Annotated in this window: 18 protein-coding genes; 5 read left to right on the top strand and 13 right to left on the bottom strand. The window is 46.9% G+C overall.

Annotated elements, in window-relative coordinates; translation table 11 throughout:
• Window positions 1-139: 139 nt before the first annotated feature.
• Window positions 140-1,906 carry a response regulator gene (locus tag KOD92_RS04875; RefSeq protein WP_215232368.1) on the top strand — a complete coding sequence of 589 codons (1,767 nt, stop codon included), beginning with the start codon at window positions 140-142 and terminating at the stop codon, window positions 1,904-1,906.
• Window positions 1,907-1,916: 10 nt separating this feature from the next.
• Here the strand turns inward: KOD92_RS04875 and KOD92_RS04870 are convergent, their stop codons facing one another.
• The 3 genes from KOD92_RS04870 to KOD92_RS04860 all read right to left on the bottom strand — a co-directional run bounded on the left by KOD92_RS04870 (window position 1,917) and on the right by KOD92_RS04860 (window position 7,138).
• Window positions 1,917-3,914 carry a hybrid sensor histidine kinase/response regulator gene (locus tag KOD92_RS04870; RefSeq protein WP_229254526.1) on the bottom strand — a complete coding sequence of 666 codons (1,998 nt, stop codon included), beginning with the start codon at window positions 3,912-3,914 and terminating at the stop codon, window positions 1,917-1,919.
• A gap of 133 nt (window positions 3,915-4,047) precedes the next feature.
• Window positions 4,048-5,673: an NADP-dependent glyceraldehyde-3-phosphate dehydrogenase gene (locus KOD92_RS04865; protein WP_215232367.1), complete on the bottom strand. Its 1,626-nt coding sequence runs from the start codon at window positions 5,671-5,673 to the stop codon at window positions 4,048-4,050.
• A 121-nt stretch (window positions 5,674-5,794) separates the two neighbouring features.
• On the bottom strand, window positions 5,795-7,138 hold the full coding sequence (locus KOD92_RS04860) for an MATE family efflux transporter (RefSeq protein ID WP_215232366.1): 1,344 nt from the start codon (window positions 7,136-7,138) through the stop codon (window positions 5,795-5,797).
• 171 nt (window positions 7,139-7,309) lie between these two features.
• On the opposite strand from KOD92_RS04860, the gene KOD92_RS04855 reads away from it, so the two are divergent.
• The 3 genes from KOD92_RS04855 (at window position 7,310) to KOD92_RS04845 (ending at window position 12,778) form a co-directional block, all read left to right on the top strand.
• A complete protein-coding gene (locus tag KOD92_RS04855) occupies window positions 7,310-9,739 on the top strand; it encodes an outer membrane beta-barrel family protein (protein WP_215232365.1) in 2,430 nt (809 codons plus the stop codon).
• 142 nt (window positions 9,740-9,881) lie between these two features.
• Window positions 9,882-10,331: a response regulator gene (locus KOD92_RS04850; RefSeq protein WP_215232364.1), complete on the top strand. Its 450-nt coding sequence runs from the start codon at window positions 9,882-9,884 to the stop codon at window positions 10,329-10,331.
• 53 nt (window positions 10,332-10,384) lie between these two features.
• Window positions 10,385-12,778, top strand: a complete 2,394-nt coding sequence (locus KOD92_RS04845; RefSeq protein WP_229254525.1) for a PAS domain-containing sensor histidine kinase — start codon at window positions 10,385-10,387, stop codon at window positions 12,776-12,778.
• Here the strand turns inward: KOD92_RS04845 and KOD92_RS04840 are convergent.
• The 9 genes from KOD92_RS04840 to KOD92_RS04800 form a co-directional block, all read right to left on the bottom strand.
• Entirely contained in the window at window positions 12,775-13,662 is an 888-nt protein-coding gene (locus KOD92_RS04840) for a DMT family transporter (protein WP_229254524.1), read from the bottom strand. The two genes, KOD92_RS04845 and KOD92_RS04840, sit on opposite strands and share 4 nt — an antisense overlap.
• Before the next feature lie 10 nt (window positions 13,663-13,672).
• The gene (locus KOD92_RS04835; protein WP_215232363.1) at window positions 13,673-14,746 is read right to left on the bottom strand and encodes an NADH:flavin oxidoreductase/NADH oxidase; all 1,074 of its coding nucleotides are present in this window, start codon (window positions 14,744-14,746) and stop codon (window positions 13,673-13,675) included.
• A gap of 20 nt (window positions 14,747-14,766) precedes the next feature.
• Window positions 14,767-14,967 carry a YwbE family protein gene (locus tag KOD92_RS04830; protein WP_215232362.1) on the bottom strand — a complete coding sequence of 67 codons (201 nt, stop codon included), beginning with the start codon at window positions 14,965-14,967 and terminating at the stop codon, window positions 14,767-14,769.
• A gap of 1 nt (window position 14,968) precedes the next feature.
• The gene (locus KOD92_RS04825) at window positions 14,969-17,206 is read right to left on the bottom strand and encodes an FUSC family protein (protein ID WP_215232361.1); all 2,238 of its coding nucleotides are present in this window, start codon (window positions 17,204-17,206) and stop codon (window positions 14,969-14,971) included.
• A gap of 135 nt (window positions 17,207-17,341) precedes the next feature.
• On the bottom strand, window positions 17,342-17,866 hold the full coding sequence (locus KOD92_RS04820; RefSeq protein WP_215232360.1) for a ferritin: 525 nt from the start codon (window positions 17,864-17,866) through the stop codon (window positions 17,342-17,344).
• A 111-nt stretch (window positions 17,867-17,977) separates the two neighbouring features.
• Window positions 17,978-18,325: a DUF6686 family protein gene (locus KOD92_RS04815; RefSeq protein ID WP_229254523.1), complete on the bottom strand. Its 348-nt coding sequence runs from the start codon at window positions 18,323-18,325 to the stop codon at window positions 17,978-17,980.
• 97 nt (window positions 18,326-18,422) lie between these two features.
• Window positions 18,423-18,734: a HigA family addiction module antitoxin gene (locus KOD92_RS04810; RefSeq protein WP_215232359.1), complete on the bottom strand. Its 312-nt coding sequence runs from the start codon at window positions 18,732-18,734 to the stop codon at window positions 18,423-18,425.
• Between the two features lie 4 nt (window positions 18,735-18,738).
• Window positions 18,739-19,017: a type II toxin-antitoxin system RelE/ParE family toxin gene (locus KOD92_RS04805; protein WP_215232358.1), complete on the bottom strand. Its 279-nt coding sequence runs from the start codon at window positions 19,015-19,017 to the stop codon at window positions 18,739-18,741.
• A 28-nt stretch (window positions 19,018-19,045) separates the two neighbouring features.
• Window positions 19,046-20,719: a glutamine--tRNA ligase/YqeY domain fusion protein gene (locus tag KOD92_RS04800; RefSeq protein WP_215232357.1), complete on the bottom strand. Its 1,674-nt coding sequence runs from the start codon at window positions 20,717-20,719 to the stop codon at window positions 19,046-19,048.
• Between the two features lie 105 nt (window positions 20,720-20,824).
• Between KOD92_RS04800 and truA the strand changes: the two genes are divergently transcribed.
• On the top strand, window positions 20,825-21,577 hold the full coding sequence (truA, locus tag KOD92_RS04795) for a tRNA pseudouridine(38-40) synthase TruA (RefSeq protein WP_215232356.1): 753 nt from the start codon (window positions 20,825-20,827) through the stop codon (window positions 21,575-21,577).
• On the opposite strand, the gene KOD92_RS04790 is transcribed toward truA, so the two are convergent.
• Complete coding sequence (locus KOD92_RS04790) at window positions 21,571-23,166, bottom strand: aldehyde dehydrogenase (NADP(+)) (protein WP_215232355.1); 1,596 nt, start codon at window positions 23,164-23,166, stop codon at window positions 21,571-21,573. The genes truA and KOD92_RS04790 overlap by 7 nt on opposite strands.
• Window positions 23,167-23,252 lie beyond the last annotated feature (86 nt).

The following is a 23,252-nucleotide window of genomic DNA, read 5'->3' as shown; positions in this document are numbered from 1 at the left end:
CTGAATAATACTGTGCCACGCCCCGTCGTGCTTCAAAAAATGCGCAGCGTTTGATAAATAGGCATTTATGCGTTGTTGAAGATCAGGCCAGGTTCTATATCTTTATCTTACGATTACCAACGTTATAAAAACTCCACTCTTGAAAAGTATCCAATACGCAGAAGCTTTCGAAAAGCTTTGGTCGGAAGAAAGTGAGCGAAAGTCACAGCTTACTAACCGGCTCTATTGCATTGTCTTCCTCTTTTGTAACCCGATCTCGTCAGTTGCCTTCTACCTCTCCGGCGACTCTTTTTTTTATACCCTGTTCACCACCCATCTCTTCTCCGGACTATTCCTGCTGCTCTACCTTCTTTTGAATTATAAAAAAGTGATTACCGGTCACCAAATGAGTTTTGCAGCGCACGTTACGCTGATATTTTTCTATTCTTATCTGCTTTCACTCCCGCATCTTTCTTACGTGCAATCGTCGCTTAATCTTACATTGGCAATCATATTTGCGGGTATGATACTGCGTTGGGAATTCAGATATGCGCTCATCGCCTCAGTGTTGCCGCTGGTGCTTTATCCCTTGTCGATCCACTTCGCAAGCGACACTTCTCTGACGCTGTTTTTCGAGCAGGGCGGGGTATTTGTGCTGGTCGCGAATTGCATATTCCCCGTGATCGTGAAGTTGAGATACAACAAGGATAAGGCGGAATTTTACTTCCGGTACACATTACAGCAGCAGAATGAGGCACTTGCCCAGCAAAAGCATATTGCCGAGAATGCCACGCGCGCCAAGTCCAATTTTCTGTCGCTGATGAGCCACGAGATCCGGACACCATTGAATGGAATCGTCGGGATCGTGCATTTGATGATGCAGGAAGAAAATCGCAGCGAGCCAAGGTCGGGCGAGTTGCTGCACACACTCAAATACTCCGCAGACCACATGATGACCGTCGTGAACGACGTGCTCGATTTCAACAAGATCAACTCCCGGCACGTGGTACTGGATCCCCAGCCTTTTGACCCGAGGCAGTTATTTGAAAATCTCCGCAAAATGTTCGGGCCGGGCGCGATTGAAAAAGGTATTGAGCTCATTTTTGAAATTGAACCTGATTTACCCGACCTATTGATTGCCGACCGGATGCGGCTCAAACAGATCCTCAAAAACCTGATCCATAATGGAGTAAAATTTACTGCCGAAGGTTTTGTCAGGCTGAAAGTCGAGCAAAAGGAGATAACCAGTGATTTCGTCAAATTATACTTTGAGGTAACCGATACCGGAATAGGAATTCACGAATCTGAGCAGCGCGAGATATTTGAAGTTTTTACGCAAACGAAAGCCAGTAACCAGCGGGAAAATGCAGGTACGGGGCTCGGATTGGCTATTTCGCGTGATTTGCTTCAATTATTCAATAGCGAAATAGTGCTGCGGAGCGAGCCGGGAAAGGGCAGTACCTTTTCTTTTGAATTGACACTGAGATATTCCCAAAGCACTGAAACTGATTACCCGGCAACGACACTGCCCACCCCGCCGAGGGAAGGGATAAAAGTGCTGGTAGTTGATGATAACCGGGCCAATATCGTTCTGGTGACCCAGTTGCTCAAAAGGCGCAACCTTGATTTTGAAATTGCGGTGAATGGACAGGAGGCTTATGAAATGTTTGCCCGGGAGAAATTTGATATGGTGCTGATGGACCTTCGGATGCCGGTAATGGACGGTTTTGAAAGTACGCGCATGATCCGCTTACTCGACAAGCAGGTTCCGGTAGTGGCGCTCACAGCTTCTTCTTTCGAAGACGAAAAGGAGCGGGCTATGTCTACTGGATTTTCGGGTTATCTTACCAAACCTTTTATCCCGGAAGATTTTTACAACTACATTCTACCGTTTTTAGGAATTGCAGCGACCGATGCTACCGAATAGCGGGCTTCATTTACAAAGGCTTATCCTTACGGTAGGAAGCGATTTTTGAATATAATTCCGCAGGTGTAAAAGGTTTGCTGATGTAATCGTTCATGCCGACGGTAAATGCAATATCCTTGATATCCATCATCGCGGAGGCGGTCAATGCGATGATCGGGAGTTTGGTGTACTTTTCGTCGGGAAGCTGGCGGATCCTTAAAGTAGCCTCGTAGCCGTCCATTTCCGGCATTTGCAGATCCATTAATACCAGGTCGTAATCGGTTGTCTGCACTTTTTCGAGCGCGACGAGGCCGTTTTCTGCGACGTCGTATTGTACATTCCATTGCTTCATGAAATTGCGCATCAGCAGCACGTTGATGGCATTGTCCTCCACGATCAACAGCCGCATTCCTTCCAGGCTGAATTTGTTGGTCGGGCTGCCGTTTATTTTTTCGGTAAAATGCTTTTCGCTGATCCTGAATGTGAGACTGAAATAGAAAACGGAGCCTTTTCCCGGCTCGCTTTCCACGAAAATCTTACTATGCTGTAATTCGAGCAGGCGTTTGGTGATCGTCAGTCCGAGTCCTGAGCCGCCGTATTTCCGGGTAGTGTCTGAGGTAGCCTGCGTGAAGCTGTCGAAAATATTATCGATTTTTCCGGGCGGGATCCCGATACCTGTATCCTGGACCTTGAAATCGAGTGTGATCACGTTTCCCCGGCGGCTGGTCACCTCCGAGGAAATCGTCACTTTGCCGGTTTCTGTAAATTTAACTGCATTGCTGACCAGGTTCGTCAATATCTGTCCCAGCCGCACAGGATCGCCCACAACGGTCACGTTCACATCGTTGCTCACTTTTAATTTGAGCATAATCCCCTTCTCATTTGCCTTTTGAAGGATACCCGAGCGGATATTTTCAAGCAGGGACAGCACATTGAAATCGACTTCCTCAAACTCTATTTTGCCGGCTTCGATCTTGCTGAAATCCAGGATATCATTGATCAATACCAGTAAATTCTCAGCGGAGAATTTGAGGATATTGAGATACTCCATTTGCTCGGGCCGGGGATCCTGCTGCAAAAGCAAATGTGTAAAACCGATCACTGCATTCATCGGCGTCCTGATCTCGTGGCTCATCGTGGACAGAAACTGCGATTTCGCAATAGCCGCCATTTCGGCCATTTCCTTGGCGTGGATCAGTTCCTTCTCGGTTTTTTTCTGGTTATCAATATCCATAATCGCCCCGTACAGCTTCACTACCTTGCCGGTAGCATCACAAAAAGGCTTTCCGATCGCGTGGATAAATTTGATTTGTCCGTCAGGCAGGACGATGCGGAGGTCGAAACTGGCGGGCGACATTTTATTGATCGCTTCCCAAATGTGCGTTTTGTACAGGTGCAGGTCGTCGGGGTGGATCATTTTGGAAAAAACGTCGGTATTCGGCCCGGCGCTGTCAGGTTCCAGTCCGAATATCCGGAAAGCTTCGGCAGACCAGTAGTTTTGCCCCGTTATCAGATCGGCTTCCCAGCTCCCGCTGTGGGTGAGTTGCTGCGACTCGCTGAGCATTGCCTCGCTGCGCCTGATCGCCTCTTCCGCCCGCTTCCGGTCCGAAATGTCGTGCCACACCACCAGCAGCACTTTCTTATTATTAATCGGGACGGGGCTCAATGTGACTTCTACCGGAAACTCCTCTCCGGTTATCTTTCTGTGTATCCATTCAAAACGCGTGTAACCGGTTTCATAGGCAAGCCGGTCCATTTCTAGCGCTTTTTCAGCCGACCTTTTTCCGTCGGGCTGGAATTCGGGTGAAAATGTCGCGGGGTGAAGGGAAAGCAGTTCAATCTTGTCTTTGCAAGCCAGCATTTTCACAGCAGCCTGATTGCAATCAAGGATACCACTTTCATCAAACAGCAAATGCGCATCTGTGGAATACTGGAAGATCACGCTCAGTTTTTCCTGCAAAAGCTCACGATCATCCTCCCCCTCTGACTTTTTTTGCCCGAAAATTTCCTCCTCACTCGATGACTCCATTTGTGGTGCTTAAAAAACGTGTGTTCCGAATTTAGTAACTATTGTATTTTTATTCAAGATCAGATTTTACCTTAAAATAAAAACCCCTTCCGAATGCTGGCGGAAAGGGTTTCTGTATTAATATAATAATATTCTAAAAAATAAACTTGGTACTCAAGAAGTTAGATGTATCCTCATGAACGATCTCGTTGATCAGCTGTTTGTTGGTTTCATTCATTTTGAATGCGACCAGCGAGCGGATCGAGAATGCACGGATCGCGTCGGCTACTGATAAGGTACCTTCGGCGCTGTCTTTCCGGCCGGTAAATGGGAATACATCAGGTCCGCGCTGACATTGTGTATTGATATTTACACGACTAACCTGGTTTACGAGCGGATCTATCAGCGACGCAACTTCATCGGCATCATTACTGAAAATACTTACCTGCTGACCGTGAGTCGATTCGATCAAAAACTCGATCGTTTCTTCCAGATCATCGAAAGGCACCACCGGCACGATCGGCCCGAATTGCTCTTCGTGGTACAGTTTCATTTTGCTATTAACGGGATAAACCACGGCGGGATAGAAAAACGAGCCTTCCGAGCCGCCGCCGTTTTCATTCACTACCGAAGCCCCGTGCGCCACAGCATCGGCAATGCAACTGTCGAGGTATTCAATTTTATTGGTTTCAGGAAGAGGGGTCAGCGAAACGCCTTTTTCCCACGGCATTCCAAATCTCAGCTGGGCCACCGCAGCACTGAATTTTTTCAAGAACTCGTCGGCAATACTTCTGTGCACCCACACGATCTTCAAAGCTGTGCAGCGCTGCCCGTTGAAGGAAAGCGAGCCCAGGATAATCTCTTTTACCGCCAGCTCGATATCCGCATTGGACGTTACGATCGCGGCATTTTTCGCATCCAACCCCAAAACTGCACGCAGGCGGTTCACTTTTGGGTGCTGCTTTTTCAGTTCATTAGCTACCTTACTCGACCCGATAAGCGTCAGTACATTGATCTTGCCCGACTGCATCAAACCAGGTACGATCGTATTTCCGCGTCCGTAAATTATATTGACCACCCCTTTTGGAAAACAGTCCCTGAATGCTTCCTGCAACGGATAATGCAGCAGCGTACCGAATTTCGGGGGTTTGAAAAGAATGGTATTGCCCATGATCAGGGCAGGTATAAGTGTGGTAAAAGTTTCGTTAAGGGGATAATTGAACGGTCCCATACAAAGCACCACGCCCAGCGGCGAGCGTCTTACCTGAGCTGCAATGCCGTCTACAATATCAAAACCCGAAGAATCCCGGTCGAGGTTTTTCAAAGAATCGATCGTCGCGTAAATGTATTCAACGGTCCGGTCAAATTCCTTTACCGAATCCGCGAAAGACTTACCGATCTCCCACATGATGAGTTTGACGATAATATCTTTCTGTTCGATCATTCTGCCGGTAAACTGCTCCACGCAATGGATCCTTTCCGCCACGCCCATTGTGGGCCACTCTCCTCTGCCATTGTTGTAAGCCGCCACGGCCGCGTCAAGCGATTCGTCTGCTTCTGCGGCTGTGCATACCGGGTAACTGCCGATCAGTTTTCTTTCGAGCCCGTTTTCGGTTTTGATACAAATCGGTGAATATACTTCATGGACAGGCCCGTCCCAGGTTTTCATTGCACCGTTGCTCAGGTATTCGCGCTGGTGAATAAGCCCGGGCAGGCTGAACTCCTGGGGAATGTCATTTTCTTCGACGAAGATGTTTCTTAATGTGGCGTTGAAATCCATTTTTTGCTGGCTAAAAATGATGGTAAGGTTTAATTGAAGAATGATTTAAAACAACGGATCGTTCCGTCAAATTGACCTGACGAGTGATATTGCCGCAGAACCTTACCGCTCGCTCAGTTTTTCATCCCCGCGCGCCACGCAGTGTGTTCCTTTTACCCATTTTCAAAAACCGCGTGATCAGGAAGCCGGAAGCTACTGTAAGGCCGAGGATCAGGCCCAGCCACATTCCTTTGGCACCCATATTGAAATTGAATGCGAGCAGGTACCCGACTGGAATACCGATTACCCAATACGCAATTCCGATCAGTATGGTGGGTGTTTTTACGTCTTTGATCCCGCGAAGCAAACCCGCGCTGATCGCCTGGGTACTATCTGAAATCTGAAAAACCGCGGCGAAAAGCAACAGGAGGGCGGCCAGTTCCACCACCTGCGGCTCCTGGTTAAATGCGACCGGAAGTACGTTGCGGAGGATTACAAACAATGCCGCGCAAATGGTACCATATATTAAAGCAGTCAGAATCGTACTTTTTCCGATCACGATGATCTTGACCCAATCGGTGCGGCCGAGTGCATTGCTGACCCGGATCGAACCCGCCTGCGCGAGGCCCATGGAAACCATAAAAGTAAAGGAAGCACAGTTGAGCGCGATCTGATGCGCCGCTTGCGAAACTGCCCCCAAAGTACCGATGATAATACCCGAAACCGCAAATGCGCCTGCTTCCATACCGATCTGCATGCTACTCGGAACGCCGATATGCAGCAGTTCACGTAAAGTCTTGGCTTTGAGCTTCCATTGGTTATGGCGCACAGCAATGTACCGCGCAAAAGTTTTGTGACTCAGTACCACGTAACCCAGCGCGAGAAACATACAGGTCCGGGTAATAAGCGTGGCCCAGCCCGCGCCTTCCAGTTCCAGCCGGGGGAAGCCCCAGTTGCCGTAGATCAGCAGCCAGTTCAAAAGTATATTCAGCGGCATGCCGGCCAGAGAGAAGATCATCGCGGTGCGCGTGTATTCGAGTCCGTCGGCAAACTGTTTCAGGGTCATGAAAAGCAGCATAGGAATAATGGACAAGCCCATTAATTTCATAAAAGGCATTGCAAGTTCCACTACGTCAGGATCCTGCCCCAGATGATAAAGTATATTTTTACCAAAAACCAGGGTAAATGAAATGACGAGCGCAGTGAGCGTGCAGAGGATGAAACCATTGTACAAATAGTGGGATACCTGCTGCGCGTCCTGCTTTCCGTTGGCCAGCGATACCATTTGGGAAACGGAGATCGTCATACCGATACCGATCACGAATGGGATATTCATCGCATTGATAACGAGTGCGGCGGCTGCAAGATGTTTGTAGCTGATCGCGCCTACCATTGCGCTGTCTATCAGGTGGAGCGCCATTTGTGCGAGCTCGCCGATAATAATAGGAAATGCTAATTTTAACGTTTGTGATGCTTCTTTTTTCACGGCTTTATGTGGATATGCTAAAAGGGATGCAAAGTTAGGTATTTAGAGATGGGAGTAGGAATATTTCGTTTTAATATCTACCCGGTTAGAGTAAAACAGCTTTGCAAAACGGTTTCTATTGGTAGCAAAAACAGGGGAATCGTTTATTGAAAAAATATTACAAAAAACAGAATGAGTATCAGGAGAAGTTTCGCGGCAGGGATTTTAATTTGCCTTATTTCGGGCGCAAATATGGCATTTGCCCAGAGTGGGGTGAAATTGAAAATTGTAGGTAAGATCGTTGACAGCCAAAGCAATAGTCCGCTTGGATATGCCAGTATCCGGGTTTTTAAGTCAGCGGACAGTTCATTTGTAAGCGGCGCGATCACCGACGAGACAGGCGGGTTCATTGTGGATATTGCAGCAGGTAACTATTATGCACTATCCGAATTTATCGGTTACAAACCACAGGTTACGCCCGATATCAGATTGAATTCCTCGAACTCTCCGATGGATTTAGGATTAATCAAAGTAAGCCCCTCAGCGCGGACGCTGGATGAAGTTACCGTGCAGGCGGAGAAAAGTTCGATGGAGCTGTCTTTGGATAAGAAGATATTCAATGTCGGAAAAGACCTGGCGAATGCGGGTGGTACAGCGGTGGATATCCTCACAAATGTGCCCTCCGTAGCTGTGGACGTGGAAGGGAATGTGAGCCTGCGGGGAAGTGGCAATGTGCGTATACTGATCGACGGCAAACCTTCCGGTCTGGTGAGCATCAAGGGCGCGAGCGGCTTGCAGCAGTTGCAGGGCAGCATGATCGAGCGGGTTGAAATTATAACAAATCCATCAGCGCGTTATGAGGCGGAAGGTATGGGAGGGGTGATCAATATCGTTCTGAAGAAGGAGCGGAAAGAAGGGTTCAACGGATCTTTTGACATAATCACCGGCCACCCGACCAATTACGGTGCTGCCGCAAATGTTAACTACCGACGTAAAAACCTGAATTTCTTCATTAATTATACCATGTCCTACCGCAATACGCCGGGCAAGAATTTCCTGTACCAGGAGTTGTACCGAAACGATTCCACGTTTATCATGGAGCGGGATATGAAGAGTAATCTGAAAGGAATGGCCAATAGTGCCCGTGGCGGGATCGACTATTATTTTAACGCAAAAAATATCCTGACCGGCTCCTATACGTGGCGTACCAGCAAAGGAAAACGCTTCTCGACACTGAATTACAGGGATTATATCGGCAGTACCAATAATTTGACGAGCTACACAGTGCGCACGCAGGACGAGACGGAAACGGAGCCAAACTCTGAATACTCAGTCACTTACAAAAAGACATTTAACAGGAAAGGGCAGGAGTTTACGGCGGATGTGCGCTACCTGGATAACTGGGAAAATTCGGATCAGTATTACAACGAAAGTGTATTTAACCCCAATGGAAGCATGTCCGGAATACCGCCACTTTTGCAGCGTGCGGTTAATTATGAGACTGAAAAACAGCTGCTTTTCCAGGCAGATTATGTGCATCCTTTTGCCAAAGACGGGAAGATAGAAGCAGGTGCACGGAGCAGCTCGCGGGACATGACCAACGATTATACCGTAACCCAGCGCGGAGAAGACGGCGGCTGGTTTACGCTGCCAAACCTTACGAATGATTTTCTTTATGAGGAGAATATCAATGCAGTGTACGGGATTCTTGGTAACAAAACTGGCAAATTCTCTTACCAGGCTGGTTTACGGGCTGAATGGACGGGCGTGACTACGGAATTGAAACAAACTGCCGAGGTGAATAAACGGACTTATGCGAACCTGTTTCCCAGCGTGCACGTCACCTATGATTTTGCCAAGCAGAATGCATTTCAGCTGAGTTTCAGTCGCCGCGTGCGCCGGCCGCAGTATAATGACCTGAGCCCGTTTGCTACTTACAGCGATAATCGCAATTATTGGAGCGGTAACCCGGATCTCAACCCTGAATTTACGAATGCATTTGAGCTGGGACATATTAAGTATATGTCAAAGGGTTCGCTCACATCGTCACTGTATTATCGCCACACGAATGGGAAAATTACGAGTATCAGGACTGTGCAGGAAGACGGTAGCTCTTACACCCGCCCCGAAAACCTGGGTACGGAAGATGCCTACGGTGCCGAATTTACCAGTTCATTTAACCCCTATTCATGGTGGAAAATCGATAATAGCGTGAATTTTTTCCGGGCGATCACGGATGGTGCGAATGTCGACGAATCTTTTCAAAGTGATACTTACAGCTGGTTTGTGCGGATGATGTCGAGATTTACACTCTGGAAGTCAGCCGACGTGCAGCTGCGGGGAAATTATGAAGCGCCGCAGCAAACGCCGCAGGGGCGGAGAAAGGCGCTGGCCACGCTGGACCTGGCGGCAACGCGGGACATTATGAAAGGCAATGCAACCCTGACACTGAGCGTGATAGATGTATTTAACTCGCGCAAGTTCCGCTCTGTCACCGAGGGTTTTAATTTTTACACCAGAAACACTTCACAAGGCAGATTGCGCCAGGTTAACCTCACACTGAATTACCGGCTGCATCAGGCGAAGAAGAAGCCGAAGGAGTCTCTTGACGGGGAATTTTAAGGAAATTATGTTTCGTAAAAAAGGATAATTGTCATAACTTGTATATGATTTAGAGATTGTTAGCGTGTTTCACCAAATCGTGTTTTGCGGAATGTCTTGATCAATGGCGATGTTATCTTCTGATAATGCTTAATTTTGAACTATGGGCGCAAAAGCAAATAAATCGATATTTCTGGCAGATGATGATGCAGACGACTGCATGCTGTTTGAAGATGCACTGAGGGAAGTGAGCGACTCGACAGAACTGATAACTGCGAATGACGGCGTTGAACTGATCAGTTTAATGGAAACAACCGTCCCACCTCCGCCGGACGTGATTTTTCTAGACCTGAATATGCCGCGGAAAAACGGTTTTGAGTGTCTTGAACAAATCAGAAATACCAAAGCGTGGGAGAGGATTCCGGTGGTTATATTCTCTACAACCGGCCAGGAGGAAATGGTAAGAAAGGTGTACCAGGGCGGGGCCAATTTCTTTATCAGAAAACCAGGCTCTTTTCCGAAGCTGAAGCAGGCGATCAAGCAAGTTCTGGATATAGACTGGAACAACTACAACTGGAAGCTGGTACCAGAGAATTTTTATTATCAATATTAACCTTCTCCTTCTGTTCACTGTTTAATTTGTAAAATACATTTCAGACGATATTGGTGAACGAGTCAACTGAACTCCCGAACCCTGGTAGCTACTTTGATCACCAGGAAGACAGAAACAAGAAGCAATCAAGCGATAGCGAAAGCAGATTCAGAGATACGATGAAGCAAGCTCCGGTAGGAATGGTGATCCTGCGTGGAGAAGATTTTTTGGTGGAAATGGCCAACGATTCTTACCTGAACATAGTTGGCCGCACCGAAGAAGAGCTCGTTGGAAGGTTGCTTTTCGACGCCTTGCCCGAAGTGCGGGAATATGTAAAGCCTGTTCTTACCAAAGTATTGCAGACCGGCGAACCTTTCCATGGAAACGAGTTCGAAGTAACATTGAACCGTTTTGGTAAAAAGGAGTTGTGCTATTTCAACTTTGTATATCAGCCACTTGCTGAAACTTCCGGGGAATTATCGGGGATTATTGTGGTGGCTACCGAGGTAACCCAGCAGGTATTGTCGAAGCAAGCATTACAGCGGAGTGAAAATCAGTTCCGGAGCCTGGTAACCCAGTCTCAATTTGCCAAAGCAATATTCAAAGGCGAGGATTTTGTGATCAGTCTTGCCAATGAAGCAATGCTCAAAAATTTGTGGAGAAGGACACTGGATGAGGTAGCAGGCAGAAAGCTACTCGACGTGTTTCCTGAATTAAAGGAGCAGAAATTTATCGCAATTCTCAAAAACGTATACGAAACCGGGACAATTCACCGGGAAAACGAAGCGCTTGCGCAGGTAGACGGGCCTGATGGAATGCGGACTTTTTATCTAGATTATCAGTATGCACCGATATTTGAGGAGGAAGGAAAAGTGTCGGCTATAATGGTGTCCGTGAATGATGTGACAGAAAAGGTAAAATTCCGCCAGCAAATCTCGGAAGCCGCGGACAGGCTCTCACTTGCAACAGACGGTACGAAACTGGCTACCTGGGATTTGAACCTGCAAACCAGAGATATTATTTATTCCGGCCGATTGGCTACCCTGTTTGGTTACGACGAAAACAAACTGCTGACGCACGCCGAGCTACGGGACCACGTGCATCCCGACGACAGGCATTCCATCGTAGAAAAAGCATTCGAGCTTGCGCTGGAAACTGGTACTTACTATTACGAAGCCCGGGTAATACACCCAGATAAATCCATCCATTGGATCAGAACGCAGGGCAAGATATTGTACCGGGACAATCACGTGCCACACCGGATGTTGGGTACGATGATGGATATTACCGATCGGAAAGAATCAGAACTTGCGCTCAAAACGAGTGAAGGGAAGTTCAGGACACTGGCGGATTCTATGCCGCAATTTGTCTGGACCGGCGACAGGGAAGGGAATCTCAATTATTTCAACAAATCCGTATACGACTATACGGGCCTGACACCTGCCGAAATGCATAAGCATTTGTGGCGGCATATTGTGCATCCGGAGGATTTGAAAGAGAATACGCGGCTGTGGAACATATCTATTGAAAATGGTACTGATTTCGTGCGCGAGCATCGTTTAAGAAGGTTCGACGGGGAATTCAGGTGGAAGCTGAGCCGCGCAATTCCACAACGGAACCCCGACGGTTCGATTAATATGTGGGTAGGTACAAGTACTGATATTCACGAGAGCAAGCTTTTTATCGATGAGCTGGAAACGAAGGTACAGCTGCGTACCAAGGAGCTGACGATTGCGAACAGTGAGCTGGTGCGGACGAATATGGAACTTGCCCAGTTTGCCTATGTGGCGAGTCACGATTTGCAGGAGCCACTCAGGAAGATACAGACATTTGCTACGCGCATTCTGGAAACAGAAAACGATAAACTGTCGGAAAAAGGCAAGGATTATTTTAGCAGGATGCAGGCTTCGTCTACGCGAATGCAGCAGCTGATCGTTGATTTGCTGGCGTTTTCGAGAGCTAATGCAGTTGAAAAGCACTTCGAGCGCACGGACCTGAATGAGATATTAAAAGTTGTTAAGGAACAGCTTGGCGAGGTGATTTCTCAAAAGAATGCAGTGATTACCAGTGAGCTGCTTCCGACACGAGATGTGATTGTGTACCAATTTGAGCAGCTTTTTACAAATATCATTGCCAACTCGCTCAAATTCGTAAAGCCGGGACAGGCTCCGCTTATTCAGATCAAAGCCGGGCGAATCGCAGGACAATCAATAGCGCTTTCGGAAGCTGATCCCGGTCAGACGTACACTTACATTTCATTCTCTGACAACGGTATTGGTTTTGATGAGCAATTCAAAGACCGCATCTTTCAGGTTTTCCAGCGCTTGCACAACAGAAGTTCTTATGACGGCACAGGAATCGGGCTGGCGATTTGTAAGAAGATCGTGGAGAATCATAAAGGTTTGCTTGATGCAACCGGCCAACCCGGGATCGGAGCCTCGTTCATTATTTATTTGCCCGAAGCTTAATACCCGCCGTCGTTTGTTTTCTCAGCCGAGGGAGATTGTTTTTTAGTTTGATAAGTGATCGCAATGCCAGCCAGGATGATCACGCCACCGGCGATCATTTGCAATGTGATCTGTTCATCTATAAAAATCCAGGCAAATAACCCGCTCACGATCGCCTGGCTAAGCAGACTGAGAGAGACTCTTTTCGCATCCATTTTTTGCACTGCATAATTCAATGCGAGCCAGCCGATAAGTTGGCAAATCAATCCCTGCACTACAAAAACGCTCCAAACCGATGGCGTGAAACCCAAAAGCGGCTGGTCGAAAAACAGACAGATTGCGAGTAGGTAAATGGTCGAAGCAGCCATATTGATCGTCATAAAACTAACAATATCCACTTTGTTGAGTACTAATTTGCTCAGGAGCATATAGGCTGCATATAAAATGCCCGATAGCATTGCCAGGCTAAATCCTGCATCGAGTTTCATCTCGGTGAAATGCTCGAATCCGATCAATACCACAGTTCCGGCCAGAGCGACAATAGTGCCGGCCCAGAATGCGGATTTTGGTTTATCAGAAAGAAAAAAGAATGAACATATACCTACCCAAACCGGCGAAAGATTGGCGAGCAAAGTAGCCTGGGTTACACTGGAAAGTGTGATTGATAAATTCCAGACCGCAATATCAGAAGCGAAAATAATCCCGCACAGAATTGTTGGAAGCCATAGGCTACGAGCGGGCCAGGTAAATTTTTTAGTTAAAAAAACATAAGGTAATATCAGAATGAACCCGAAGAACATGCGGTAGAATGCAGAGGTAATGCCGGACACCGGCGCCCATTTCACAAGTACCGGAAATATGCTGATGCTGATCAGACCAACTACAAGCGCAATCTTCGGGTTCACGATATAAATGTTACAGGGTAGGTTTTGCCCGGTCGTATTGAATAGGCCAGGCAATATCTTCGCCGAGTTCATGCGCTGCATGCAGCGGGAAATAGGGGTCACGCAACAGCTCCCGCGCCATAATGATGAGGTCGGCCTCGTTGTTTTGCAGGATACTTTCGGCCTGCCCGGCTTCGGTGATCAATCCTACTGCTCCCGTCAATACCTCATTTTCTTTTTTGATCTTCGCTGAAAAAGGCACCTGATAAGAGGGGCCGACGGGAATTTTGACATTTGACACCAAACCGCCTGTCGAAACGTCGATCAATGACACATTCTTTTCTTTTAATATACCCGCAAGTCTGGACGATTGTTCTTCTTCCCATCCATTCTCGGCCCAATCCGTTGCGGAAATTCGTACAAAAACGGGCAAGTCCTGCGGCCATACTTTATTTACTCCTTCAAGAATTTCGAGTAAAAACCGTATCCTGTTTTCGAAGCTTCCGCCATACTGATCCTGTCGCGCATTACTAAGCGGCGAAAGGAACTGATGCACCAAATAGCCGTGGGCTGCGTGGATTTCGATCACTTTGAATCCCGCCTTGAGGGCTCGTTGCGCGGCGTCTGCAAAATCGGAAATTACTTTGTCAATACCGGCCTGATCAAGTTCAAGCGGCGGATTTTCACTTGCGTGAAAAGGAATAGGGGAGGCGCCCAATGTTTGCCAGCCGCCCTGGTCAAACGGAACTTGTCCGCGGCCTTTCCATGCTGGGTAAGTGCTTGCTTTTCTGCCTGCGTGGGAGAGCTGAATGCCTGGTACGGTTCCCTGAGAAGTTATGAAATCGGTGATCTGCTTCAACTTTTCAATATGCTCGTCTTTCCAGATACCCAAATCTTCCGGAGAAATTCTGCCTTCCGGCGATACTGCGCTGGCTTCGGCAATGATAAGCGACGCGCCTCCGACAGCCCGACTACCTAAATGGACCAAATGCCAGTCATTGGCAAATCCATCGACGGAAGAATACTGGCACATCGGAGAAACCACGATGCGGTTCTTTAATTCGACACTTTTAAATGTAATTGGAGTGAACAGGAGTGATGACATAAATTAGTTGTTGGTGAAATTTACTGAATGATTTTAACGCGGCCGACGTCGCCCGTTTCGAGCCTGACCTTGATTCCGTGTGTGTGAACCTGCGCTTTGGTGAGGATATCTTTAACAATTCCATAGGTTAACGTGCCGCTCCGCTGATCTTTTTTCAAAACGATTCCGACTGAAAGGCCGGCGCGGATATTCTTTCTTTCTGTTCCTGATAATCCTTCCATTCTACGTATTAGCTGCCTTTATTTTTTGTAAAATCTTGATTTCGTCAATTGTAATGGTGCTGATCAGCTCGAAAAGCCCATTGATCGTTTTTATATCCGATAACATTTTTCTCGACGCGGATTGATCTGCTTTTTCAATTCCCAGCTCTTTTATTTCCTTTTTTCGTTTCGCGAGCAGCTCGATGAGTTTCTGGTTTTGTGGTAAAGATTCCCGGGTTATCTCAAAAGTATTGTTCTTCTTGCCTTCAATAATATCAGTCGCAGCGAGCAGTTGCCTGTCTATCTGTCTGATCATCAGCTCAAATTCCGTTGAAAACTCCGAGTAGTTGAGCATTTGGGCGTAAGTAGACAAAGAGGCAATGTAGGAAGTGAGCATGTGGCTCGTCGCGACAAACTGGTGATATTCCTGCATGTTAAGCCGCTGTCTTTTAGGCTCGGAAAGCATTTTCTGGAAATTATCAGAAAGGTTTGCCATCGCAATGATCGCATCTTTCCTGCTCACTTTCATCTCATTGATATCGAGCTCCTTACCTGCAAATTTACCGGCTACCAGATCAAAATATTTCCGGTTTGCATCTAGCGCCTCTTTGATGTATTGATTGATCTGCGAATGCTCCCAAACCGGCAATACGTACGATGAAATCACATAAGCGATCACCGACCCGATAATGGTATCGACCACCCGATCCTCTAAAACAGTTTGTATATGGTTCGGATTCAGGAAGTTGAATGATAATATCACATACAAAGTGATGGATGTGGAAGCGATGAAATAGTTGATTTTCAAGAAGCTGTATGCCGTGACCATAGCCAGCATCATGAATACAAATAAGGCAGTGCTGTCTTTAACCAGGTACAATAGCATAAATCCGGTCGCGACGCCAAGCAAAGTGCCGCCTATCCGGTGGATATTTCGTTTTTGGGTAATGCTGAAAGCGGGTTTTAAGATCACCACAATAGTCAGCAAAATCCAGTAACCATGGCCAAGCTCGAAAAATAAGGACGCGAAATAACCCACCAGTAAACCAAGCGTAACCCGGACAGCGTGACGGAAATGGCTGGATTTGAGCGACAAATTATCCAGCAAAATGCGTGGATGATATTCCTGTTTGGGGATGAAATTGTCTCCCTGCACATTCAAAGTGTACCCTTTCCCAACCTCCGCATCGTAAGTAGTAGCCCGGTGCATTTTCTTGATACGCTCGGTTACATCCTGCAAACTGTTCAGAATCTGGCGCAGCATGATAAAATCCTCCATGTTCTCATGGGTCATTTTATATTCACGCATCCGCTCGAATGCTTTCTGACATTTCGCAAAGGCTTCGTCCAGGTCGTGCCGCGGCTGGGAAGCGAAGCCGCTTTGAACTGCTATCCCGATCGTCTGAATTTCCTCGGCCAGCCAGATAATGTAAGTTCCGAATAGTCTGAGCACTTTGGTATGGTCAAATGCCCGGTGCAGGTTGGCGTAGTTCTGTTGTGAGTTTAAAATGCGTTCAAAAAGGTCAATGCTATCAAGAAACATCAGCATTAATATGCGGCTTTTGTTAGTCGATTCAGTGACGATCTCGCGCGTTTTGAAAAGTATCTCCCTCAGGTTTTCATGGTTTTCGCGAAGTAAAACCTGCTGCTTTACAATCCGGTTGAAAAGCCCGTCGTAATCGGGATTAGCGAAATAGTAGCCCGCTTTAATGGAAAGCAGCTTTCCCAGCTCTATAAAACTTTCACCCAAGAGCTGCTGGATGAGTTTATAAGGCAGAAGCTTTTGCAGGATCATAAAAAGCAGGAAGTACCATATCCCGCCAGCCGCAAAAATGGCCGCGGTTCGAAGCACCATATCCCCGCTCAGGTGATCGTCGATATTGAATACAAACACCAGCAATGCGATCAATCCGATGCTGTTTACGCGGTTACCGTATACACCGACAAGCGAAAAGAGCATCCCGAAAACGATGATCTCAATGAAAATCACAAAATGGAGGTGCCGCAAAAATCCGGTTATGCACGCCACGACGAAGCAGGTACCGATTGCAACAAGCAATGCATTTCGTCTGCGGTGATAGGGGCCGGGGTTATCCGTAGCGCCGATAATCAGTGTCCCGAGTGGGAACGCGATCATCTCGCCGAGGATGCCGTAATGCTGAAAAATGAGGCTTGGAATGATCGCGCCCAGCGTTAAGCGCACTCCCGTCGACAGGTTATGACTGAAAATGAATTTCTTAAATTCGTCGAGATAGATCATTTATAATGGCTGGCGGCGCTTTTTGCAATACTACTATTTTAATCTCAAAAGAAGCAAAAGACATACCACATCAGGATACAAAACAAGAGGCTGCCTCCTTGCAGAAGCAGCCTCAGACTTATCATTGCTGATATTTTACTCTTCGTGTCCGAGTTTACCGATCGCTTTGTCGATAAAATACTGGCCTGTACCTTCTTCTCCGATTACATCGAAAAGTTCAAGTGCGCGGCGTGCATTGTCTTCTTCTTCTGTTTGTTCTTTAACAAACCACTGAAGGAAGTTTTCAGTTGCATAATCTTCTTCTTTGCGGCTTTGAGATACAATGCGGTTGATCGATTGCGTTACCGCGATCTCGCTTTGTAGTGCAGCTTCGAAGATGCTTTTAAAGGTTGGAAATTCGTGTCTTACAGCGGGTACCTCAGGAGAAGTTGCGTTTCCGCCTACGAACATCAGGTAGTCAAATATCTTAACCATGTGTTCTCTTTCTTCCTCAGACTGCTTCATGAAATATTTAGCACTGTATCTGAATCCGTTGCGATCACACCAGGAAGCCATTGCCAGATATTTGGCAGAAGCCTCAGCTTCCATTTTAACCTGATTATTTAAAAGTATTTCTATTTCCTCTTTCAGGGAAGTCCGTTGTCTCAATAAATCTCTCATGGTTTACTTTCTTTTTATTTGTATTTATAAGTACAAATATCATGCGAAAGTTCATCAATCCAAACCGGATCTGAAATTTGGAATTGGTCTAATATGATCTGAATGAGCTATTTAGACTGATTCTGTTTCTAAGAAGAGTAATTGGTGGAGCAGGGAATTCAGCTCAATTGCGAAGTGGGTACCGTTCACGAGCTCGCGTAACTGGATCAGTTCGCAGAGGGTAAGTTTGTGGTAAATGTTTAGCTGCGGCGCCTCAACGAACTCGTAATCAGATTCATCGGAGAGGTCAAAAATTTTGCTGTGGATATCGATACTGTTGATAAACCGGCGGAATGCCAGGAAATCACGGACTTTAAAAGAAGCTTGAATTTCGCCGAAATGAAGTTGGATTCTGGAAGTAAGATCACATTGTACGCAAAAACCTTTCGCAGTACTGAACAATTCATTGGGGGTATTCACTGACAGTAAAGAATTTAATTCGTGGAAATTGTTGCACAAATATAGGATCAAACTTCCTGTCAAGCAAGATTATTTGTAAGCAATCTAATTAAATACTTCAAGCTGATTGTAAATCATGGTCGTTCCAAAAATGCCTGATACTCGTTCTGTCTACATTTTTCTCCGCATGCCACATATCGTAGTTTTTTTGAAGATTAATCCAGAATTGGGTCGAGTTGCCAAATGCCTCAGACAACTTCACGGAAAGCTCAGGACTGATTCCTGAATGTCCGTTCACAATCGCAGACAAGTTAGTGCGGCTTATACCCAGCCCTGAGGCCACTTCCGTGATCGTCAGGTTGCGCTCAATAATATACTCCTCTCTCAGGATCTCACCCGGATGTACTGGTGGAAGTTCTCGTTTTAACATAGTATTAATGATAGTCTAAGTAATCGACATCGTAAATATCACCGTCCTCGAATCGGAAAATAATCCGGAAGTTGGGCGAAACTTTGATAGACCAATATTCGGCAAGATCGCCGGATAATCTATGCACTCCGCTTCCTAATTGTTTCACGTCCTCCAAACTTGAAACCGCGTCGAGCTGATCAAATATCCTTACTATCTTTCTAAGGTACGACGCCGGTAATTTAGAGCTATTGCCACTTTCATAATAGAGCAGCAATCCTTTGTGCTTAATGGATACAATCATCAAAAAGTGTGTGTGTATGAACCTTTCCTTACTTCTCCGCCGCCTTTGCCCAATTGTCTCGCAATGTGACGGTTCTGTTGAAAACCAGTGCGCCGGGTTGGCTGTCGGAGTCTTTTACGAAATAGCCTTTGCGCAGAAACTGGAACGATTGTCCTTCTTCTGCGTCGAGTAGCGCGGGTTCTGCGTAGCCGGTGATCACGTGCAGGGATTCCGGGTTGATGTAATCTTTGAAATCACCTTCCTCAGAGGAAACATCTTCCACAGAGAACAGTCGATCATACAACCTGATCTCGGCTTTGACCGCATGCGCAGCCGACACCCAGTGCAGGGTTCCTTTTACATGAATACCCGTCGTATCGTGGCCACTTTTGCTGTTTTCAACATAGCTGCAATGCACTTCGGTTACTTCGCCATTTTCATCTTTTACAAAATCGTCGCATTGAATGATATATGCACCTTTCAGACGGACCATTTTGCCGGGCGCCAGGCGGAAATATTTTTTGGAAGGCGTTTCCATGAAATCCTCCTTTTCAATATAGATCTCTCTTGTAAATGGGATCTCCCGGTTGCCAGTCGAAACGTCCTCAGGGTTATTTTCGCTGTGGCACATTTCAGTTTCGCCTTCCGGGAAATTGGTGATAATGACTTTTAAAGGATCCAGAACGACCATTCGGCGCAGCGCCTTTTTATTCAAATCCTCTCTCACACAAAATTCCAGCAAGCCCACATCGATCATATTTTCGCGACGCGCCACACCGATCCGGTCACAGAAATCGCGGATACTCTCGGGAGTAAAACCACGACGGCGCAAACCGCTGATCGTCGGCATCCGGGGATCATCCCAGCCGCTAACATGTTTTTCCTGAACAAGTTGCAGCAGTTTTCGCTTGCTGGTAACTGTGTAGTTCAGGTTTCGGCGTGCGAACTCATACTGGTGTGATGGATATATATTCAGCTGTGCGATAAGCCAGTCGTACAATTCCCTGTGCGGCGCAAATTCGAGCGTACAAATGGAATGCGTCACGGTTTCTATGGAATCACTTTGTCCGTGAGCGAAATCGTACATCGGGTAAATGCACCATTTTTCGCCGGTACGGTGGTGTTTCGCGTGTTTAATACGATACAAAATCGGGTCGCGCATGAGCATATTGATATGCGCCATATCTATTTTGGCACGCAGCGTGCGACTTCCGTCCGGAAAATCGCCATTCCGCATTTGTTCAAAAAGTACAAGATTTTCTTCCACGCTGCGATCACGGTACGGGCTGTCTTTTCCCGGCTCGGTAGGCGTACCTTTAAGTGCGGCGATTTCCTCCGAAGTGGAATCATCGACGTAAGCAAGACCTCGCTGGATCAGCGAAACGGCGAAATCATATAAAGTATCGAAATAATCGGAAGCGTAAAGTTCGTGTTTCCACTCAAATCCCATCCAGCGGATATCCCGTTTAATGCTCTCCACGTACTCCGTATCCTCAGTTACGGGGTTGGTATCGTCAAATCGCAGGTTGGTGTAGCCGGGAAATTTTTTGGTTAATCCAAAGTTGAGACAAATAGATGACGCGTGCCCAATGTGCAGATAACCATTAGGTTCTGGCGGGAAGCGGGTAACGATCTGAGTGTATTTTCCTGATTGCAAATCGGCCTCTACGATCTCTTCTATAAAATTCAGGCTTTTCTCTTCCTTTTTGTCTTCCGTAATCATATAATAATGAAATTATCCAATTCTCAAAGTTAATCTTCTTCCCAACAAAATCCGCAAATCAGAATGTAAATCGCAAATCTCTGCGGTTTGCCTTACTTTTGCACCATGCGCTATTTTCTGGAATTTTCTTATCGCGGAACAGCTTACAATGGCTGGCAAAAGCAAAATAATGCGCTCGGTGTGCAGCAGGTGCTCGAAGAAGCACTTACAAAACTCTTTCGCGCCACTGTTGAACTGACCGGCAGCAGCCGAACGGATACCGGCGTACATGCAGAACAACAATTCGCCCATTTTGATTTGAATAATCCCATTCCGGACCACGATTTATTCATTTACAAAATAAATGGCATGATCCCGAGAGATATTGCGGTCAGGAATGTGTACCAGGTTGCAGCAGATCTTAATTCACGTTTCGCAGCGAGTCACCGGAAGTACGAATACCGCATTTCAAAGCGTAAAGATCCTTTTCTGACCGGTTTGTCTTTTTTGTTAAAAGCAGATCTGGATGTCGATCTGATGAACAAAGCTGCCGGCCTGCTATTGCGGCACAACGATTTCGAAAGTTTCAGTAAGATCCATACAAACGTCAATAACTTCAGGTGCACGATTACGGAGGCGGTTTGGCGAGAAACGGACGATATGCTAGTTTTCCACATTCAGGCAAATCGATTTTTGCGTGGAATGGTGCGCGCGGTGGTGGGGACTTTGCTGGAAGTGGGCAAAGGCAAAAAGTCGGTTCAGGATTTTGAGGAAATAATTATTTCAAAAAACAGAAAAAATGCCGGAGCGCAGGCCCCGGCAGAAGGTTTGTTTTTAACAGAAGTAGGTTACCCCGAATCTATATTGCTAGGTCAGTGACTCACGCTCTCGCTGGTTAGTATATTGTTCACTAACCTGTTTATCCCAAGCGGATTATCATTTTTCAATGCGTCAGGCAGCAGCGAATCCGGCCAGTTCTGGAAAGATTGCGGCCGCACGAAACGCAGAATAGAATGCCTGCCCACCGAGGTAAATTTCGAATCAACTGTTGCCGGAAAAGGGCCGCCGTGATGCATGGAAGGACAAACTTCGACGCCGGTAGGAACTCCGTTCATGATAAACCTGCCCGATATTCTAGCGAGTTGTCGCAGTAGTGCGGGGTAGGAGGCGGCCTCGGTTTCTTCGGCCATTAAAGTTGCGGTAAGTTGCCCTTTCAAATGCGAAATTGCATTCAGCAGTTCGTCGGTATTTTCACAAACCACCAGCAAAGAAAACGGTCCAAAAACCTCTTCATGCAATTTTGGATTAGCAATAAAGGCGGCACCGGAAACCTCGGCAATAGAAGCCTGCGCCTGATTTTCTCCGCTATTTATATTCTCTGAGACCACCAGTTCCGAAACGTCATTTTGCCCGAACACTTCATCCCGCAGGCGATAGAAATTCTTGCATATACCCGCAGTCAGCATAGTTGCCGAGACAGTTTCTGCTATTGCTTTTTGGTAATATTCTTTAAATAAATCCACTCCCTCAGACCGCGTTACAAATACAAGTCCGGGATTGGTGCAAAATTGGCCGGCGCCCAGGCTTACTGAACCAGCGAGCGTTTTTCCCAGCTCCTGTGCATTGTTCTTCAAATATTGAGGCAAAACTACTATCGGGTTCACACTACCCATTTCGGCAAAAACAGGAATAGGATCTTCCCGCTCCTGCGCGAGTTTATGCAGCGCCATTCCGCCTTTGAATGAACCGGTGAAACCAACGGCCGCAGTCACAGGATGTTTCACCAACGCAGCGCCTACCTCAAATTTATCATCGTATAGCATTGAGAAAACACCTTCTGGCATTCCCGTTCTTTTCGCAGCTGCTACGATTGCCTGCGCAGTAAGATCGCTCACGCCAGGGTGCGCCGCGTGCGCTTTTACGATCACGGGATTTCCAGCCGCAATTGCCGGCCCCACATCTACACCCGCCACCGAATAGGCAAAAGGGAAGTTACTCGAACCGAAAACCACCACCGGTCCGATCGGTACCAGCATTTTACGAATATCCGGCTTCGGCGCAGGCTGGCGGTCTGGCAATGCAGTGTCAATACTAGCTTCTACCCAGGAACCTTCGCGGAGCAAATCGGCGAACTGGGTGAGCTGGTTAATTGTGCGGGCACGTTCTCCCTGCAACCGCCCAGCGGGCAAACCTGTCTCCTGGCTCGCACGTTCAAGCAAGTGGTCGCCGATTGCTAACATTTCTTCGGTAATAGCGATCAGAAAGTCGGCGCGGCGGCTGGCAGAAATTCCGGCATATTCCTGAAATGCCTTTTCAGCAAGGCGCATTGTTTGCTCTACTTCCGCACTCGTTGCTACATGAAATCTCTCAGGAAGAAAATCGTCTTGGGAAGGTACATAAGCTTGAAATGTACGATCGCTTTCGGCTGAAAGTGAGTAGCCAATATAGTTTTTACCTTGAATATCCATTTGAAAAATCTTTGTTTTGATATAACCTTAAACAAAAAAATTGTGCAAATCGCCGACCTGCACAATTTCATATCAATCTATTTATT

The sequence above is a fragment of the Dyadobacter linearis genome (assembly GCF_907165045.1).
Taxonomy (GTDB): Bacteria; Bacteroidota; Bacteroidia; order Cytophagales; family Spirosomataceae; genus Dyadobacter; species Dyadobacter linearis.
This window is presented reverse-complemented; position numbering and strand designations above follow the sequence as displayed.

What these genes read in the sequence shown, in the direction of transcription:
- KOD92_RS04825 (WP_215232361.1), bottom strand. Translation starts at nt 17,206, where the DNA reads ATGATCTATCTCGACGAATTTAAGAAATTCATTTTCAGTCATAACCTG.
- KOD92_RS04805 (WP_215232358.1), bottom strand. Translation starts at nt 19,017, where the DNA reads ATGATTGTATCCATTAAGCACAAAGGATTGCTGCTCTATTATGAAAGT.
- KOD92_RS04830 (WP_215232362.1), bottom strand. Translation starts at nt 14,967, where the DNA reads ATGGAAGGATTATCAGGAACAGAAAGAAAGAATATCCGCGCCGGCCTT.
- KOD92_RS04820 (WP_215232360.1), bottom strand. Translation starts at nt 17,866, where the DNA reads ATGAGAGATTTATTGAGACAACGGACTTCCCTGAAAGAGGAAATAGAA.
- KOD92_RS04855 (WP_215232365.1), top strand. Translation starts at nt 7,310, where the DNA reads ATGAGTATCAGGAGAAGTTTCGCGGCAGGGATTTTAATTTGCCTTATT.
- KOD92_RS04865 (WP_215232367.1), bottom strand. Translation starts at nt 5,673, where the DNA reads ATGGATTTCAACGCCACATTAAGAAACATCTTCGTCGAAGAAAATGAC.
- KOD92_RS04790 (WP_215232355.1), bottom strand. Translation starts at nt 23,166, where the DNA reads ATGGATATTCAAGGTAAAAACTATATTGGCTACTCACTTTCAGCCGAA.
- KOD92_RS04870 (WP_229254526.1), bottom strand. Translation starts at nt 3,914, where the DNA reads ATGGAGTCATCGAGTGAGGAGGAAATTTTCGGGCAAAAAAAGTCAGAG.
- KOD92_RS04850 (WP_215232364.1), top strand. Translation starts at nt 9,882, where the DNA reads ATGGGCGCAAAAGCAAATAAATCGATATTTCTGGCAGATGATGATGCA.
- KOD92_RS04835 (WP_215232363.1), bottom strand. Translation starts at nt 14,746, where the DNA reads ATGTCATCACTCCTGTTCACTCCAATTACATTTAAAAGTGTCGAATTA.
- truA (WP_215232356.1), top strand. Translation starts at nt 20,825, where the DNA reads ATGCGCTATTTTCTGGAATTTTCTTATCGCGGAACAGCTTACAATGGC.
- KOD92_RS04810 (WP_215232359.1), bottom strand. Translation starts at nt 18,734, where the DNA reads ATGTTAAAACGAGAACTTCCACCAGTACATCCGGGTGAGATCCTGAGA.
- KOD92_RS04800 (WP_215232357.1), bottom strand. Translation starts at nt 20,719, where the DNA reads ATGATTACGGAAGACAAAAAGGAAGAGAAAAGCCTGAATTTTATAGAA.